This window comes from Flavicella sp. IMCC45668 (assembly GCF_057219105.1).
This window is the reverse complement of record NZ_CM170114.1, coordinates 1293152-1310209: the sequence shown is the minus strand read 5'-3', so window position 1 is coordinate 1310209 and position 17058 is coordinate 1293152. Positions and strand designations below refer to the sequence as shown.

Here is a 17058-nt window from a genome sequence, read left to right as displayed (position 1 = left end):
AAAATTTTAGAAAATGGAACAAACGTGGAGATGGTATGGGCCAATGGATCCTGTACAGTTATCAGATATTAAACAAGCAGGGGCTACAGGTGTGGTTTCAGCATTACATCAAATTCCAAATGGAGAAATTTGGACAAAAGAGGAAATCTTAGAAAGAAAGGAAATTATCGAATCAGCAGGTTTGACTTGGTCTGTGGTTGAAAGCATTCCTGTACACGAAAATATCAAAACAAGATCTGGTGAATTTGAATTGTATATTGAGCGATATAAAAAAAGTATCGAAAATCTTGCAAGTTGTGGTATCCATACTGTTTGCTATAATTTTATGCCTGTTTTGGATTGGACCAGAACCGATTTAGAATTTGAAGTAGAGGATGGATCAAAAGCATTGCGTTTTGATGTAGCAGCCTTTGCAGCTTTTGAATTATTTCTATTAAAAAGACCAGGAGCTGAAAATGAATATTCCGAGAAACAGATAGCCGAAGCAAAAAAAGTCTTCCAGGCAATGTCTGAAGCAGAAAAGGAAAAGTTGATTAAAAATATTATAGCTGGGCTCCCAGGAGCTGAAGAAGGTTATACTATAGAGCAGTTTCAAAATATTTTGGATACATATAAAGATATTGATGCTCAAAAATTAAAAGAAAATTTAGTCGCTTTTTTAAAGGAAATCATTCCGGTTGCCTCTCAGAACGAAGTGATGATGTGTATTCATCCTGACGACCCTCCATATCAAATTTTAGGTTTGCCAAGGGTGGTTAGTACGGAGGAAGATTATGCTTATATTTTTGACCAGGTACCTGATATATCTAACGGAATTACTTATTGTACGGGATCCTTAGGTGTAAGAGAGGATAATAATTTAGTTAAGATTTTTAAGAGATTTGCAGATAGAGTACACTTTTTGCACTTAAGAAGTACACAGCGTGATGCTGTTGGAAATTTCTACGAAGCAAATCACTTAGAAGGTGATGTTGATATGTATGCGGTCATTAAGGAAGCGTTACTAGAAGAAAAAAGAAGAATTTCAGAAGGAAGGAAAGATGCGTTGATACCAATGAGGCCTGATCACGGTCATCAAATGTTAGATGATTTATCGAAGAAAACGAATCCAGGTTATTCAGGAATTGGAAGATTGAGGGGGCTTTCCGAATTACGAGGTCTTGAATATGGAATAAAAAGAAGCTTGTAATATGGAGTTTTCCAAAGGAATACATTCTGAGATAGAAAATTTATTTCTAAATTCGGAAACAGCGAAAACACTCTATTTTGAGTACGCTTGTAAAATGCCAATTATTGATTATCACAATCATCTCTCTGCAAAAAAGATAGCTGAAAATGTACCAGTATCAAATATTACAGAGGCTTGGTTGGCAGAGGATCACTATAAATGGAGGTCAATGCGTATGAATGGTATTGATGAGAGTTATGTGACAGGTGATACTTCTAATTTAGAAAAGTTTCAAAAATGGGCGGAAACAGTACCTTATACAGTTGGAAATCCATTATTCCATTGGAATCAATTGGAGCTAAAGAGATACTTTAATATAAATGAAATTTTACAACCTTCTAATGCCACTGAAGTATATGATAGATGTAATGAGATTTTAGAGAAAAAAACGCCTCAAGATTTGTTAAAAGATAGGAACGTTGAAGTTATTTGTACTACTGACGATCCTGTAGATTCTTTGGAATATCATATTGAGATTGCAAATGGTGATTTTTTTACCAAAGTATTACCAACATTTAGGTCTGATAATATATTTTTTATTGATACTGATAATTTCAAGAACTACTTATCACAATTAGGAGAGGCCTCTGGAGTTCAAATTACAAGTTTGAAAAGTTTATTGAAAGCTATATCTAATCGGATAGAGTTTTTCGATTCGGTAGGTTGTAAATTATCTGATTATGGGGTTTCTGGAGAATTGGTGATTGAAGATGCTACAGAAGAGGAGGTAACTGCAATTTTTTCTCGTTTTTTGCTAGGTATTAAATTATCTAAAATTGAAATAGCAAAGTATAGAACATTTATGCTTTTGACTCTGGCAAAAAAATATCACGATAAAGATTGGGTACAACAATATCATTTAGGAGCAATTAGAAATAATAATGATAGACTTACCAAAGTTTTTGGTGCGGATGCAGGATGTGATTCTATAGGAGATTATTCTATATCAGAATACTTGTCAAAGTTTTTAAATCATCTAGATTCTCGAGAAAAGTTGGCGAAAACAATTATATATAATTTGAATCCAGCATATGATGAGGTGTTTGCGACCATGATGGGGAATTTTGCATCGAGCGGAGTTCCAGGAAAAATGCAATGGGGAGCAGCTTGGTGGTTTTTGGATCAAAAGCAGGGAATTGAAAAAAATCTTAAAACCTTATCTAGTTTAGGTCTATTAAGTCGCTCGTTAGGAATGTTAACCGATAGTAGAAGTTTTTTGAGTTTTCCTAGGCATGAATATTTTAGACGAGTTCTTTGTAATTTAATTGGTGAGCAAATAGAGAATGGAGAATTACCGAGTGATATACCGTTTTTCGGAAAGTTTGTTGAAAATATATCGTATTACAACACGAAGAGTTATTTTAATTTTTAATAAAATAAAGAGGAATCAATACCCTTTTTTTGCAATTATAAGCGTTCAAAGAAGTTGTTTTTTTTATTGATAGATTTTTTTTAAATTTATGTCCCTTTCTAAATACCATGTTTTAAGGGATGTAGGTTTTGGGAATAAAATAATTTCAAAAAAAGCGATTTTTTTCATTGTTGTAAGGATAAAAAGATCTAGTTTTGCATCCGCTAAGGAAAACAGCTATTGTTGTTTTGGGATGCGAAGAGTTCTTTAAAATGCTGGTGAAATTTAAGATTAAGAGTTTTAAAAAATAAATTAAATTTTATTTTTTTATAACGAAAAAAGGTTTTAGATTTGCAGCCGCTAACACGCTAAGCGTTGTTAGAGAAAAAGAAACAAACCAGATCTGTGATCTGACGTTCATTGAAAATATTGAAATTGACAGCGTAAAATTAAAGATTAAATTACGTGTTTTTAGTAACACGAATTCTGATTAGAGTAAGCTAGTATCGTATAAAAATAAGTCACTTTGGTGACTAAAAAAAATAACGATGAAGAGTTTGATCCTGGCTCAGGATGAACGCTAGCGGCAGGCTTAACACATGCAAGTCGAGGGGTAACAGGGAGAAGCTTGCTTTTCTGCTGACGACCGGCGCACGGGTGCGTAACGCGTATAGAATCTACCTTGTACAGAGGGATAGCCCAGAGAAATTTGGATTAATACCTCATAGTATAACTGAATGGCATCATTTAGTTATTAAACATTTATGGGTACAAGATGACTATGCGTCCTATTAGTTAGTTGGTAAGGTAACGGCTTACCAAGACATCGATAGGTAGGGGTCCTGAGAGGGAGATCCCCCACACTGGTACTGAGACACGGACCAGACTCCTACGGGAGGCAGCAGTGAGGAATATTGGACAATGGAGGCAACTCTGATCCAGCCATGCCGCGTGAAGGAAGACTGCCCTATGGGTTGTAAACTTCTTTTATATAGGAAGAAACACTCTTACGTGTAAGAGCTTGACGGTACTATATGAATAAGGACCGGCTAACTCCGTGCCAGCAGCCGCGGTAATACGGAGGGTCCGAGCGTTATCCGGAATCATTGGGTTTAAAGGGTCCGTAGGTGGACTAATAAGTCAGAGGTGAAATCCCATAGCTCAACTATGGAACTGCCTTTGATACTGTTAGTCTTGAGTTACTTGGAAGTAGATAGAATGTGTAGTGTAGCGGTGAAATGCATAGATATTACACAGAATACCGATTGCGAAGGCAGTCTACTACGAGTATACTGACACTGATGGACGAAAGCGTGGGGAGCGAACGGGATTAGATACCCCGGTAGTCCACGCCGTAAACGATGGACACTAGTTGTTGGGATTTATCTCAGTGACTAAGCGAAAGTGATAAGTGTCCCACCTGGGGAGTACGGTCGCAAGATTGAAACTCAAAGGAATTGACGGGGGCCCGCACAAGCGGTGGAGCATGTGGTTTAATTCGATGATACGCGAGGAACCTTACCAGGGCTTAAATGTAGGATGCATTAGCTAGAGATAGCTATTTCTTCGGACTTCTTACAAGGTGCTGCATGGTTGTCGTCAGCTCGTGCCGTGAGGTGTCAGGTTAAGTCCTATAACGAGCGCAACCCCTATTTTTAGTTGCTAACAGGTTAAGCTGAGGACTCTAAAGAGACTGCCGGTGCAAACCGTGAGGAAGGTGGGGATGACGTCAAATCATCACGGCCCTTACGTCCTGGGCTACACACGTGCTACAATGGTATGGACAGAGAGCAGCCACCTGGCGACAGGGAGCGAATCTACAAACCATATCACAGTTCGGATCGGAGTCTGCAACTCGACTCCGTGAAGCTGGAATCGCTAGTAATCGCATATCAGCCATGATGCGGTGAATACGTTCCCGGGCCTTGTACACACCGCCCGTCAAGCCATGGAAGCTGGGAGTGCCTGAAGTCGGTCACCGCAAGGAGCCGCCTAGGGTAAAACTGGTAACTAGGGCTAAGTCGTAACAAGGTAGCCGTACCGGAAGGTGCGGCTGGAACACCTCCTTTCTAGAGAAAGAGATGTTAGGTTATGAAAATTAAGAATTGTTTAATTCTTTAATTGCTGTTCAATTTTATATTATATACAAGACTAAAAGAAACAGAGTCTCGTAGCTCAGCTGGTTAGAGCGCTACACTGATAATGTAGAGGTCGGCAGTTCGAGTCTGCCCGAGACTACTTTTTTTAAAAAGAGTTAGGTATATAACATATAGGAAATTTTAGAAGTTGAGTATTCGTTAGAAGTCTAACGACTAACTACCCAATACTAGCTACTAGTAATTTTGGGGGATTAGCTCAGCTGGCTAGAGCGCCTGCCTTGCACGCAGGAGGTCATCGGTTCGACTCCGATATTCTCCACAAAAGTCAATTGACAATTACCAGTTGACAATTAGCAATTTTATAATTGTTATTTGTTATTTGAGAATTGTTTATTGCAAAGAGTTCATTGACATATTGAAATACTGATATCGTATGATATTAGAAGTTATATTTTAGAAAAACTAAAATTAATAACGAGCTATAATACAAATAGAGGCATGCATAGCATGCAAACCGTAGAAGGTATTTAGTTTAGGACAGGTAGTAATACTTTGTTTCTGATACTATTTACATTATACAAATAATAGAATAAAAGAGCAAAAAGTACAAAAAGCTAAGTAAGGGCGTATGGCGGATGCCTAGGCTCTCAGAGGCGATGAAGGACGCGATAAGCTGCGATAAGCTTCGGGGATTTGCACATAAGAATTGATCCGAAGATTTCCGAATGGGACAACCCAGCATGTTGAAGACATGTTACTCCGCAAGGAGGGCGAACCCGGTGAACTGAAACATCTAAGTAACCGGAGGAAGAGAAAACAATAGTGATTCCGTTAGTAGTGGCGAGCGAACGCGGATTAGCCCAAACCAAGCTTGTTTCGGCAAGTTTGGGGTTGTAGGACCACGATATTTGATGTTAATTGAATCAGAACAAACTGGAAAGTTTGGCCATAGAGGGTGATAGCCCCGTACGGGTAAGATTAATTATTGATAGTGGTATCCTGAGTAGTGCGGGACACGAGTAATCCTGTATGAATCCACCGGGACCATCCGGTAAGGCTAAATACTCCTGAGAGACCGATAGTGAACTAGTACCGTGAGGGAAAGGTGAAAAGAACCCTAAGTAAGGGAGTGAAAGAGATCCTGAAACCGTACGCCTACAAGCGGTCGAAGCACATTTACTGTGTGACGGCGTGCCTTTTGCATAATGAGCCTACGAGTTACTGTTTCTAGCAAGGTTAAGTGATTCAGTCACGCAGCCGTAGCGAAAGCGAGTCTGAATAGGGCGTATAGTTAGTAGTAGTAGACGCGAAACCTGGTGATCTACCCATGGGCAGGTTGAAGCTGTAGTAACATACAGTGGAGGACCGAACCCGTTGACGTTGAAAAGTCTTGGGATGACCTGTGGGTAGGGGTGAAAGGCCAATCAAACCAGGAAATAGCTCGTACTCCCCGAAATGCATTTAGGTGCAGCGTTGTGGTTTAGTTTATTAGAGGTAGAGCTACTGATTGGATGCGGGGGCTTCACCGCCTACCAATTCCTGACAAACTCCGAATGCTAATAAATATACACAGCAGTGAGGGCATGGGTGCTAAGGTCCATGTCCGAGAGGGAAAGAACCCAGACCATCAGCTAAGGTCCCCAAATATATACTAAGTTGAACTAACGAGGTTCGATTGCATAGACAGCTAGGATGTTGGCTTGGAAGCAGCCATTCATTTAAAGAGTGCGTAACAGCTCACTAGTCGAGCGATCGAGCATGGATAATAATCGGGCATAAGTATATTACCGAAGCTATGGATTTATGATTTATCATAAGTGGTAGGGGAGCATTCTAGTTGCGTTGAAGGTGTTCTGTAAGGAATGCTGGAGCGTCTAGAAAAGAAAATGTAGGCATAAGTAACGATAAGGCGGGTGAGAAACCCGCCCACCGAAAGACCAAGGTTTCCTCAGCGATGCTAATCAGCTGAGGGTTAGTCGGGACCTAAGGCGAACCCGAAAGGGGTAGTCGATGGACAACTGGTTAATATTCCAGTACCTGCTCACGTTAAAAGTGACGGATTCGTATAGTTGTTGCGTACTGACAGAATAGTACGTTGAAGGGAGTGGTAACACCCCGATAGTACACTGAGACTTCGGTCAAGGTGATAATACAGCGAAGCGAGTTCCAAGAAAAGCGAGTGAAGCAGCCCGTACCCTAAACCGACACAGGTGGTTGGGAAGAGAATTCTAAGGTGCTCGAGTGATTCATGGCTAAGGAACTAGGCAAAATCGCCCCGTAACTTGGGGAGAAGGGGCGCCCATCTATGATGGGCCGCAGTGAATAGGTCCAGGCGACTGTTTATCAAAAACACAGGGCTCTGCTAAAACGAAAGTTGATGTATAGGGCCTGACACCTGCCCGGTGCTGGAAGGTTAAGTGGAGGAGTTAGCTTCGGCGACGCTCTCAAATGAAGCCCCAGTAAACGGCGGCCGTAACTATAACGGTCCTAAGGTAGCGAAATTCCTTGTCGGGTAAGTTCCGACCTGCACGAATGGTGCAACGATCTGGACACTGTCTCAGCCATGAGCTCGGTGAAATTGTAGTATCGGTGAAGATGCCGATTACCCGCTACGGGACGAAAAGACCCCGTGAACCTTTACTATAGCTTAGTATTGACTTTGGATAAGTAATGTGTAGGATAGGTGGGAGACATCGATCATGCGTCGCCAGGCGTATGTTAGTCGTCCTTGAAATACCACCCTTTGCTTGTCTAGAGCCTAACCCTGCGAAGGGGACAGTGCTTGGTGGGTAGTTTGACTGGGGTGGTCGCCTCCAAAAGAGTAACGGAGGCTTCTAAAGGTACCCTCAGCACGCTTGGTAACCGTGCGTAGAGTGCAATGGCATAAGGGTGCTTGACTGCGAGACTAACAAGTCGATCAGGTTGGAAACAAGAGCATAGTGATCCGGTGGTTCCGCATGGAAGGGCCATCGCTCAAAGGATAAAAGGTACTCCGGGGATAACAGGCTGATCTCCCCCAAGAGCTCACATCGACGGGGGGGTTTGGCACCTCGATGTCGGCTCGTCACATCCTGGGGCTGGAGAAGGTCCCAAGGGTTGGGCTGTTCGCCCATTAAAGTGGCACGCGAGCTGGGTTCAGAACGTCGTGAGACAGTTCGGTCTCTATCTGTAGCGGGCGTTAGAAATTTGCGTGGATCTGACTCTAGTACGAGAGGACCGAGTTGGACTAACCTCTGGTGTATCTGTTGTTCTGCTAAGGGCATTGCAGAGTAGCTACGTTGGGAAGGGATAAGCGCTGAAAGCATATAAGCGCGAAACCCACCACAAGATGAGATTTCTTTAAAGGGTCGTGGAAGATTACCACGTTGATAGGCTATAGGTGTAAAGGCAGTAATGTCATAGCCAAGTAGTACTAATAACCCATAGGCTTTTGTACAAAGAACTTCCGCTAGGCAACTAGCGGGAGGGAAACTCTTTATACATTCTATTACTCAATTATTATAGCACTTCTAATTTGAATATTATATTTATGGCATCTCTGATGCATTTCAATATGTTAATTATTAAATACTGGTTTAAGAAATTAGACTAACAAAGACCTTAAGGTGGTTATTGCGATAGGGCTCACCTCTTCCCATTCCGAACAGAGAAGTTAAACCTATCAGCGCAGATGGTACTGCCTAACCGGTGGGAGAGTATGTCACCGCCTTTTTTTGAAACCTCAATCAGTAAAATGATTGAGGTTTTTTTTTGTGATAAACTTAAAATACTTTTTACTGCATTGATACTATTGAACAATCTATTCAGGAAAGCTGACATTGTAACAATACAATCTTATAAAAAGATCCCTCTTATTATCTAATAAGAGGGATTTAAAGAATTATATAATAATTAGGGCTTATTGTTTACTTAGGATAGTATCTGTAATTAAATTCATTAAAGATATTCCAGCAATTTCCGCTTGCTGCGGAAGCAGGCTTGCTTCTGTCATCCCAGGAACTGTATTCATTTCTAAAAAATGAGGTTCATCATTAATAAAGATAAATTCAGATCTCGAAAAACCACTCATGTTTAAAGATTTGTATAGATGTTTTGCTGCTCTGGAAACATTCTCTTTTTGAATACTATTGATCCTGGCTGGGGTGATTTCTTGAGATTTACCGAGATATTTTGCTTCATAATCAAAGAAATCGTTTTCAGATACAATTTCCGTTATGGGTAGTACTATGATTTCTCTATTATATTGAATTACGCCAACAGAAACTTCTATTCCATCAAGAAAAGATTCAATAAGGATTTCGTGGTCTTCTTGGAATGCTATTTCTAAAGCTTTATCTAAATCTTCTATCTTATGTACTTTGCTAATCCCAAAACTAGAACCAGCATTGTTAGGTTTTACAAAAAAAGGAAGTCCAACCTTTTTGATAATAAATTCATTAGAATAGTCATCGCCTTTGTTTAAATAGATGGATGTTGCGGTTTTAATGCCATAACTTTTGGCAACACTTAAACAATCTCTTTTGTTAAAGGTTAAAGCCATCTGGTAAAAGGGTGCAGAACTATAAGGAATATTTAGTAAATCAAAATATGCCAATATTTTACCATCTTCACCAGGAGTTCCATGGATAACATTAAAAACAAAGTCGAATAGAATCTTTTTATTATCTATAGTAGCTGAAAAATCATTTTTATCAATAGGATGCAGCTTATTATCAGAATCGATTAAAGACCAGCTTTTTTTCGAGATTATAATTTTATATGAATTGAATTGAGCTGTGTCAATATTATTGTATACGACAGTTCCACTTTTTATTGAGATTTCGTGCTCAGAGGAGAATCCTCCCATAATAACTGCTATGTTCTTTTTTGTCATAGAATTGGACTAAGAATTAGGCTTCAAAAATATCAAATATAATTTAATAAGGTACCTATTCGTTTTATATCTTTGTTCAAAATAGTGAAAAATGAGTTTAGGTAGATACATCGTAAGCAAACAGTTTTTAATTCAGTTGAGCATTGCTATTGTAATGGTAGTTTTAATTTTTTTCGGATTGGTAAATTGGCTTACAACCACAACAAATCATAATGAAGAAATAAAAGTACCAGATTTATCTAGGTTGAGTGTAGAAGTAGCTCAGAAGAAATTAGCGGAGTTGAATTTAAGATTTGAAGTGATTGATTCTGCTAGTTATAATCCTGATTATCCTAAGAAATCTGTGATTAATCAATTTCCAGAAAAGGAATCTTATGTCAAAGAAAATAGAAAGATATATTTGACGTTGAACCCTTCTAAATATGGTAAAGTTGAAATTCAGGAATTTTATGGTAAAACTAAATATGAGGTCATTGCACAGTTAAAATCATCTGGCTTTGTAATTGGAAAAATATTGTTTATCCCAGATATCGGTAGAAATGTTGTTAGAAAGCTTAGAAGTGATGGTAATTACTTAAAACAAGGTGATAAATTAGAAAAACACTCTGAAATCGATTTAGTTTTGGGTAATGGTAAAGGAAAATAATATGATAGAACAGGGAGTAGAAAATAATGAATTGGACCAAGAGGATCAATTTGAGCATTATAGATTTGTAGCCGCTGACGGACAGGTTCCATTAAGAGTTGATAAGTTTTTAATGAATTTTATTGAAAGAGCAACTAGAAATAAAATTCAAGAGGCTGCGAAAGCTGGAAAAATATTTGCAAATGATGTTGCAGTGAAGTCGAGCTATAAAGTGAAGGCAAAAGATGTTATTACGGTGGTATTAGAATTTCCACCAGTAGAACATGAATTAGTTGCAGAAGATTTGCCATTGGATATAGTTTATGAGGATGATGCTTTGATCGTTGTAAATAAAAAGGCTGGTATGGTTGTGCATCCTGGTCATGGAAATTATACGGGTACCCTTGTAAATGGATTGATGCATCATATAGAAAATTTACCAAAAAATAGTAATGAGCGTCCTGGTTTGGTGCATCGAATAGACAAAGATACAAGTGGTCTATTAGTGATTGCAAAAACGGAAGCAGCCATGACTTTCTTAGCCAAACAATTTTTTGACAAAACTACGGAAAGGGTTTATCATGCCTTGGTATGGGGAAACATTGAAGAGGATGAAGGTACGATTGAAGGTAATATTGGTAGAAGCTTAAAAAATAGGCTTCAGATGTCGGTTTTTCCAGATGGAGATTTTGGAAAACATGCAGTGAGTCATTTTAAAGTTTTAGAGAGATTTAATTATGTAACTTTGGTGGAATGTCGTTTAGAAACGGGTAGAACACATCAGATACGTGCTCATTTTAAATATATTGGACATACTTTATTTAATGATGCTAGATATGGTGGTGATGCAGTACTAAAAGGAACAACATTTACTAAATACAAGCAGTTTGTTGAGAATACTTTTAAAGAGTTACCAAGACAGGCTTTACATGCAAAAACGCTTGGTTTTATGCATCCAACGACAAAGGAGATGATGAGATTTACATCAGATACTCCAGAAGATATGTTGAGTGCCTTGGAAAGATGGCGTGCTTATACAATCAACACAAAAGAAGATCTTAAATAAAATAATGATTTATTTCTTATGAAAATAGTTATTTCCCCTGCCAAATCTTTAGATTTGGATTCAGCAATACCAACAAATAGTTTTAGTCAACCTGAATTCTTAGAGGATTCAGAAAAGATTTCAACGGTTTTGAAAAAGAAATCACCCAAAAAAATAGGTGAATTAATGTCTATTTCAGCCAAATTGTCTGATTTAAATTGGCAAAGGAATCAGGATTGGAAATTACCATTTGATCTTGAGAATGCTAGGCAAGCTGTATATGCTTTTAAAGGTGATGTTTATATCGGTTTGGATGCCTATACTATTGAAGAGAATAAATTAAGACAATTGAACGATAAGTTGCGAATTTTGTCTGGTTTATATGGTATTCTAAAACCTTTGGATTTAATTCAAGCTTATAGATTGGAAATGGGAACTAAATTAAAGGTAGGAACCAAAGAAAATTTATATCAATTTTGGGGAAATAAAATAACAGATTTGCTTAATGCTGAAATGAAAGAAGGGGAGCTTTTGGTAAATTTGGCAAGTAATGAATATTACAAAGTAGTAAAACCTAAATTAATCAATAACACCATTGTAACTCCTCAATTTAAAGATTATAAAGATGGAAAGCTTAAGATGATTTCATTTTTCGCAAAAAAAGCAAGGGGTATGATGGTTAGATATATTATTGATAATGATATAAATGATATTGAAGGTTTAAAAGGGTTTAATGTAGATGGCTATGGTTTTAGTGAAGAATTGTCGACAGAGCAAGAGCTTGTCTTTGTGAGATAGAAGAAAATCGGAAGTGTTTTTTTTACAATACTTTTTAATACATAGGCAACCACAATTGTGATTAGAAAATAGAGTGCAAAATATAGATATTGGTTATGTTTTTTCGCTGGATTATTCGTTGTTTCCAACCATGGTTGTCTTAAAAAACCGCTAACAGCGAATAAGTACATTGAAAGTTCGCCAATCTTGATAATCGTTTTTCCGATGTATGTGTTTCTTGTTTGTTTATAGAAACCTGTTAAGACAGGTATTGAAATAAGAATCATGCTAATTTGCGTAAAAGACCATAGATACGCGTTGTATTGCCCGAATATGAAAATTAGGATAGACAGTAACCAAATTAATAAAAAAGGTTTAGTTTGCTTTGAGGTAGCCCATATGATTCCAATAATAAATACAGGTAGGTTTCCAATGAAATTATAATGTAAGCTGAAATTAATTTTAGTAAAAATGCTAGCAGTGGATAAAATTATTAGGTAGGTAATGATTATAATAAAGTATAATCCATGTTTATGTTTTTTATGAATCTTCATCAAAAAAGGGAAACAAAAGTATAATTGAACGATCATTGAATAAAACCAATAAGGGCCGCTAAGAGTGAAAACCTTTCCTGGAATTAAATTAGCAACTAAAGTGTATCTAATTGCTATAGATCCTATAACTCGGTATGAAAAATCCATATTCAGAATGATATACTGGTAAAATAACAATAGAATTATTGCAATCGTAAAAGTAGGGTAGAGTTTTATGAATCGATTCGTTATAAATCTTTTAAATTTTAATTCTTTACCGTAGTATATAATTGCGAGACCGTATCCACTGCAGAAAATAAATATTTGTACTCCAAAATGACCAAAATAAGTAACAAAATTTTGAAAAAAACTTGAAGGAGAATTAAGGGTTTGACTAATGAAATTATTTATTTGGTTTGGCTGGAAGTAAAATTCATTATGACCTACTGAAGGAACTATATGATTAAAATAGTTATGAAAAATAATCATGAGAATACCAATTCCTTTTAAATAAGAAGTAGCTTTGAGACTGATTTTATCTATATTCATGAAAATTGTAATGCTTTAATCAAATATATATAATTTTAGTCATTGTATGTATTGCATGTTGTCAACTTATATTTAAAATAATTTTATGAAAGAATTACCTAAAGCTCACATTGCGATTTTAATTAAGGAAGATTTTATTTTTGGTTATGAAGTATTAGGAATCAAAAGAAATCCCAAAGACATATTGTTTTTTACGGAGAAAACTATTACTAATTTAGTGTTGGAGGAGTCTAAAAGGGATTCTTCTGTGATTCTAGAGCGAGAAGGTCAAACCTTACGAACCATGTCTAGTGGAGAACGTAAACTTGCAGTACTTAAATATCTTTTACATTTAAAGCCAACATTTTTATTTGTAGATACTATTCATGAGAATTTGGATTCCAAAAATCTTTTGCTGATTGATGAATTATTACGAGACTATTCTGAAGTGGGGTATTTGATTCAAGTTATGAGAAAGGCTTCCATTCCATTGATACGGTCTGTTGCATTTTTTAATTTTCATGATAATTCTTTGATTCCCTACAAAGGAACTATTGAGGAATATTTTGATAATGAAAATACTAATTTGACTCTTTTAAAAATCCCTGATACTACAACTAATTTCATTTACAATTATAAAAACTTTGTAAACCTAAGAGGTGTCACTATTAAGTTTTTTGACAAAGTTGTTTTAAAGAATATTGACTGGCAGATTAATTTAGGTGAATTTTGGCAATTGATTGGAGAAAACGGTAGTGGTAAAACAACATTACTGTCCTTAATCACCGGTGATAGTCATAAAGCCTATGGACAGAACATTATTTTATTTGATAAATTAAAAGGAACGGAAGAGAATGTTTGGGAAATCAAACAAAAAATAGGATACTTTACACCAAACATAACAGAATTATTTAACAGGAGGCATTCAGTTTTACATATGGTGTTATCTGGTTTTTATGATTCTGTTGGGTTATATGTTAAGCCTTTAGATAGTCATATTGCTTTAGCGAAAGAATGGATTGAATTAATTGGATTGTCAGAATTCTTAAACAGTACTTTTATGACTTTACCACTTTCGAAACAACGAATGGTATTGATTGCTCGAGCGATGGTAAAGCATCCACCTTTATTGATTTTAGATGAGCCAACTTCAGGATTGGATGCTGAAAGTACCCAGTTAATAGTAAAGCTGATCAACAGAATAGGAAAACAAACAAAAACTACCATTATTTACGTGTCCCATAGAATGGAAGATGGTTTGACTCCAGATAAAACATATAAATTATCAAAATCATCAAGTGGCTCAACAGGTGAAATCCTGTAATCTTTTTTATTCATGTGACAATTTAGTCATATTCTGATTCTTTTTTTACATAAAAAATGACATCCTGTCATTATAAAAAATGATAATCTGACATTTTACGAGTCATTTATTGTTGGCACAAAGATTGACTATAGCTAATCGTAAATTTGATATAAACAGATTAAATATAAATATTATGAGTAAGATTATTGGAATCGATTTAGGAACAACAAATTCATGTGTTTCTGTAATGGAGGGTAATGAACCAGTTGTTATCCCTAATGCAGAAGGAAAAAGAACTACACCATCTATAGTTGCATTTGTAGAAGGAGGAGAGCGTAAAGTTGGAGACCCTGCAAAAAGACAAGCGGTAACAAACCCAACAAAAACGATTGCATCTGTGAAGCGTTTCATGGGAAATAAATTTTCTGAATGTGCTAGTGAAGTTTCAAGAGTACCTTATAAAGTTGTAAAAGGAGACAACGATACACCTAGAGTTGATATTGATGGTCGTTTGTATACTCCACAAGAAGTTTCAGCAATGACACTTCAAAAAATGAAAAAAACAGCAGAAGATTACTTAGGAGCTGATGTTTCAGAAGCGGTAATTACTGTACCAGCATACTTTAACGATGCACAGCGTCAAGCTACAAAAGAAGCGGGTGAAATTGCAGGTTTAAAAGTACAAAGAATTATTAATGAGCCTACTGCAGCTGCATTGGCTTATGGAATTGATAAAAAAGGGACTGACCAAAAGATTGCTGTATACGATTTAGGTGGGGGTACATTTGATATTTCTATCTTAGAAATTGGAGAAGGAGTATTTGAAGTATTGTCTACAAATGGAGATACTCACTTAGGAGGGGATGACTTTGATGAAGTTATTATCGACTGGTTAGCGGATGAGTTTAAATCAGAGGAAGATGTAGATTTACGTTTGGATCCTATGGCTTTACAACGTTTGAAAGAAGCTGCTGAAAAAGCAAAAGTTGAATTGTCTTCTTCTGCTCAAACAGAAATTAATTTACCATATGTTACGGCTACTGCTGCAGGACCTAAGCATTTAGTAAAAACATTAACACGTGCTAAATTTGAGCAATTAGCTGCTGAATTGGTAACTCGTTCTATGGAGCCAGTTAAGAAAGCATTGCAAGATGCAGATTTATCAACTTCTGAAATTGATGAAGTAATTTTAGTAGGAGGGTCTACAAGAATTCCTGTAATTCAAGAAAAAGTAAAAGAATTCTTTGGTAAAGAACCTAATAAAGGAGTAAACCCTGATGAAGTTGTTGCCATTGGAGCAGCGATTCAAGGAGGAGTTTTAGCAGGTGATGTAAAAGATGTATTGTTATTAGACGTTACACCTTTATCATTAGGAATTGAGACTATGGGGAATGTTTTCACTAAATTAATTGAAGCGAATACTACAATTCCAACTAAAAAATCTCAAGTGTTCTCTACAGCTGTAGACAACCAACCATCTGTTGATATCCATGTGTTACAAGGAGAAAGAGCAATGGCTGCGGATAACAAAACAATTGGTCGTTTCCAATTAACAGATATTCCACCAGCACAAAGAGGAGCACCTCAAATTGAAGTAACATTTGATATTGATGCAAATGGAATTATTAAAGTATCTGCAGTAGATAAGGCTACAAACAAATCTCAAGAAATTAAGATTGAAGCTTCATCTGGATTGTCAGAAGAGGAAATTGCAAAAATGAAAGCTGATGCTGAAGCAAATGCTGACGCTGATGCCAAAGCAAAAGAAACTGCGGAGAAGTTAAATACAGCGGATCAAATGATTTTCCAAACGGAAACTCAATTGAAAGAAGTTGAAGGAAAACTTCCTGAAGATAAAAAAGCACCTATTGATGCTGCTTTAGCTGAATTGAAAACAGCACATGCTGCTAAAGATATTACAGCTATTGACACTGCAACAGAGGCTTTAAATACTGCTTTACAAGGAGCTGCAGCTGAATTTCAAGCTGCTGCACAGCAAGCACAAGGTGGTGCTGATGCTGGAGCTCAGCAAGCAGAACCAAACGGAAGTACTGAAGATTCAGTAGAAGATGTTGATTTTGAAGAGGTAAAATAATTTATCTTTAAAATACTATTGATAAATAGCCATTTGGAAACTTCCAAATGGCTATTTTTTATTTAATATAAATGAACTGTTATGAAAATAATCCAAAAAGAAGTTACATTGAAACCGAAATCGAGAGGTTATCATTTAATAACCAGTGAAGTCATGCGTGAAATCTCAGAAATTAACCAAATAAATCAAGGACAACTCCAGGTTTTTATAAAACATACTTCCGCAAGTCTTACGATCAATGAAAATGCCGACCCAACGGTAAGAGAGGATTTTGAAACGCACATAAATAAAATGATTCCAGAAAACATGCCTTATTATAAGCATGATTATGAAGGAGCAGATGATATGCCTGCTCATATTAAAGCTTCAATGTTAGGATCTTCTGTTACGATTCCCATAACTAACGGAAAACTAAATATGGGGATTTGGCAAGGAATATATTTGGGGGAACATAGAAATTATGGTGGAGCGCGTACTATTGTACTTACGGCAATTGGAAATTAATTTGAAACAGGATAATGCATTTGAACCAATTTATTTGAAAAATAAAGTATGGCTTTTGTTCTGTGCCTGCTGTGTCATATCAATAAAATAGCAT

General features: G+C 36.7%; 10 protein-coding genes, 2 tRNA genes and 3 rRNA genes. 13 read left to right on the top strand and 2 right to left on the bottom strand.

The annotated features are described in order from the left end of the window. Positions 1–13 precede the first annotated feature (13 nt). The 7 genes from uxuA to rrf all read left to right on the top strand — a co-directional run bounded on the left by uxuA (position 14) and on the right by rrf (position 8390). Positions 14–1189 (top strand): mannonate dehydratase, encoded by a 1176-nt coding sequence (gene uxuA, locus AC2DZ0_RS05910; RefSeq protein ID WP_484644307.1) that lies wholly within the window; start codon positions 14–16, stop codon positions 1187–1189. Position 1190: 1 nt separating this feature from the next. Beyond that, positions 1191–2600 carry a glucuronate isomerase gene (uxaC, locus tag AC2DZ0_RS05905; protein ID WP_484644305.1) on the top strand — a complete coding sequence of 470 codons (1410 nt, stop codon included), beginning with the start codon at positions 1191–1193 and terminating at the stop codon, positions 2598–2600. 524 nt (positions 2601–3124) lie between these two features. Beyond that, positions 3125–4648, top strand: a 16S ribosomal RNA gene (locus AC2DZ0_RS05900). Positions 4649–4743: 95 nt separating this feature from the next. After that, positions 4744–4817, top strand: a tRNA-Ile gene (locus tag AC2DZ0_RS05895). Positions 4818–4923: 106 nt separating this feature from the next. Then, positions 4924–4997 (top strand) — tRNA-Ala (locus tag AC2DZ0_RS05890). Between the two features lie 287 nt (positions 4998–5284). After that, positions 5285–8114, top strand: a 23S ribosomal RNA gene (locus AC2DZ0_RS05885). 165 nt (positions 8115–8279) lie between these two features. Beyond that, positions 8280–8390: ribosomal RNA gene (rrf, locus tag AC2DZ0_RS05880) — 5S ribosomal RNA — on the top strand. Together the 16S, 23S and 5S rRNA genes with 2 tRNA genes alongside form the textbook arrangement of a ribosomal RNA operon. A gap of 186 nt (positions 8391–8576) precedes the next feature. Here the strand turns inward: rrf and AC2DZ0_RS05875 are convergent. Further along, the gene (locus AC2DZ0_RS05875; protein ID WP_484644303.1) at positions 8577–9551 is read right to left on the bottom strand and encodes a D-alanine--D-alanine ligase; all 975 of its coding nucleotides are present in this window, start codon (positions 9549–9551) and stop codon (positions 8577–8579) included. A 91-nt stretch (positions 9552–9642) separates the two neighbouring features. On the opposite strand from AC2DZ0_RS05875, the gene AC2DZ0_RS05870 reads away from it, so the two are divergent. From AC2DZ0_RS05870 to yaaA, 3 genes are read left to right on the top strand one after another with little or no spacing between them, the layout of a single operon-like run. Continuing rightward, positions 9643–10197, top strand: coding sequence for a PASTA domain-containing protein (locus tag AC2DZ0_RS05870; RefSeq protein WP_484644301.1), 555 nt, complete (start codon positions 9643–9645; stop codon positions 10195–10197). 1 nt (position 10198) lies between these two features. Then, positions 10199–11242: an RluA family pseudouridine synthase gene (locus AC2DZ0_RS05865; RefSeq protein WP_484492086.1), complete on the top strand. Its 1044-nt coding sequence runs from the start codon at positions 10199–10201 to the stop codon at positions 11240–11242. Between the two features lie 18 nt (positions 11243–11260). After that, positions 11261–12019, top strand: a complete 759-nt coding sequence (gene yaaA / locus AC2DZ0_RS05860; RefSeq protein WP_484644298.1) for a peroxide stress protein YaaA — start codon at positions 11261–11263, stop codon at positions 12017–12019. Here yaaA and AC2DZ0_RS05855 read toward each other — a convergent pair. After that, complete coding sequence (locus AC2DZ0_RS05855; protein WP_484644296.1) at positions 11965–13080, bottom strand: acyltransferase family protein; 1116 nt, start codon at positions 13078–13080, stop codon at positions 11965–11967. The two genes, yaaA and AC2DZ0_RS05855, sit on opposite strands and share 55 nt — an antisense overlap. 85 nt (positions 13081–13165) lie before the next feature. On the opposite strand from AC2DZ0_RS05855, the gene AC2DZ0_RS05850 reads away from it, so the two are divergent. The 3 genes from AC2DZ0_RS05850 to AC2DZ0_RS05840 all read left to right on the top strand — a co-directional run bounded on the left by AC2DZ0_RS05850 (position 13166) and on the right by AC2DZ0_RS05840 (position 16964). After that, positions 13166–14383 carry an ABC transporter ATP-binding protein gene (locus AC2DZ0_RS05850; RefSeq protein ID WP_484644294.1) on the top strand — a complete coding sequence of 406 codons (1218 nt, stop codon included), beginning with the start codon at positions 13166–13168 and terminating at the stop codon, positions 14381–14383. A 175-nt stretch (positions 14384–14558) separates the two neighbouring features. Further along, the gene (gene dnaK, locus AC2DZ0_RS05845) at positions 14559–16460 is read left to right on the top strand and encodes a molecular chaperone DnaK (protein WP_484492082.1); all 1902 of its coding nucleotides are present in this window, start codon (positions 14559–14561) and stop codon (positions 16458–16460) included. A gap of 81 nt (positions 16461–16541) precedes the next feature. Further along, the gene (locus AC2DZ0_RS05840) at positions 16542–16964 is read left to right on the top strand and encodes a secondary thiamine-phosphate synthase enzyme YjbQ (RefSeq protein ID WP_484644286.1); all 423 of its coding nucleotides are present in this window, start codon (positions 16542–16544) and stop codon (positions 16962–16964) included. The last annotated feature ends 94 nt before the right edge of the window (positions 16965–17058 follow it).

Excerpts from the sequence above, each read along its gene's own strand:
- uxuA (WP_484644307.1), top strand. The coding sequence starts at position 14 with ATGGAACAAACGTGGAGATGGTATGGGCCAATGGATCCTGTACAGTTA.
- uxaC (WP_484644305.1), top strand. The coding sequence starts at position 1,191 with ATGGAGTTTTCCAAAGGAATACATTCTGAGATAGAAAATTTATTTCTA.
- AC2DZ0_RS05875 (WP_484644303.1), bottom strand. The coding sequence starts at position 9,551 with ATGACAAAAAAGAACATAGCAGTTATTATGGGAGGATTCTCCTCTGAG.
- AC2DZ0_RS05870 (WP_484644301.1), top strand. The coding sequence starts at position 9,643 with ATGAGTTTAGGTAGATACATCGTAAGCAAACAGTTTTTAATTCAGTTG.
- AC2DZ0_RS05865 (WP_484492086.1), top strand. The coding sequence starts at position 10,199 with ATGATAGAACAGGGAGTAGAAAATAATGAATTGGACCAAGAGGATCAA.
- yaaA (WP_484644298.1), top strand. The coding sequence starts at position 11,261 with ATGAAAATAGTTATTTCCCCTGCCAAATCTTTAGATTTGGATTCAGCA.
- AC2DZ0_RS05855 (WP_484644296.1), bottom strand. The coding sequence starts at position 13,080 with ATGAATATAGATAAAATCAGTCTCAAAGCTACTTCTTATTTAAAAGGA.
- AC2DZ0_RS05850 (WP_484644294.1), top strand. The coding sequence starts at position 13,166 with ATGAAAGAATTACCTAAAGCTCACATTGCGATTTTAATTAAGGAAGAT.
- dnaK (WP_484492082.1), top strand. The coding sequence starts at position 14,559 with ATGAGTAAGATTATTGGAATCGATTTAGGAACAACAAATTCATGTGTT.
- AC2DZ0_RS05840 (WP_484644286.1), top strand. The coding sequence starts at position 16,542 with ATGAAAATAATCCAAAAAGAAGTTACATTGAAACCGAAATCGAGAGGT.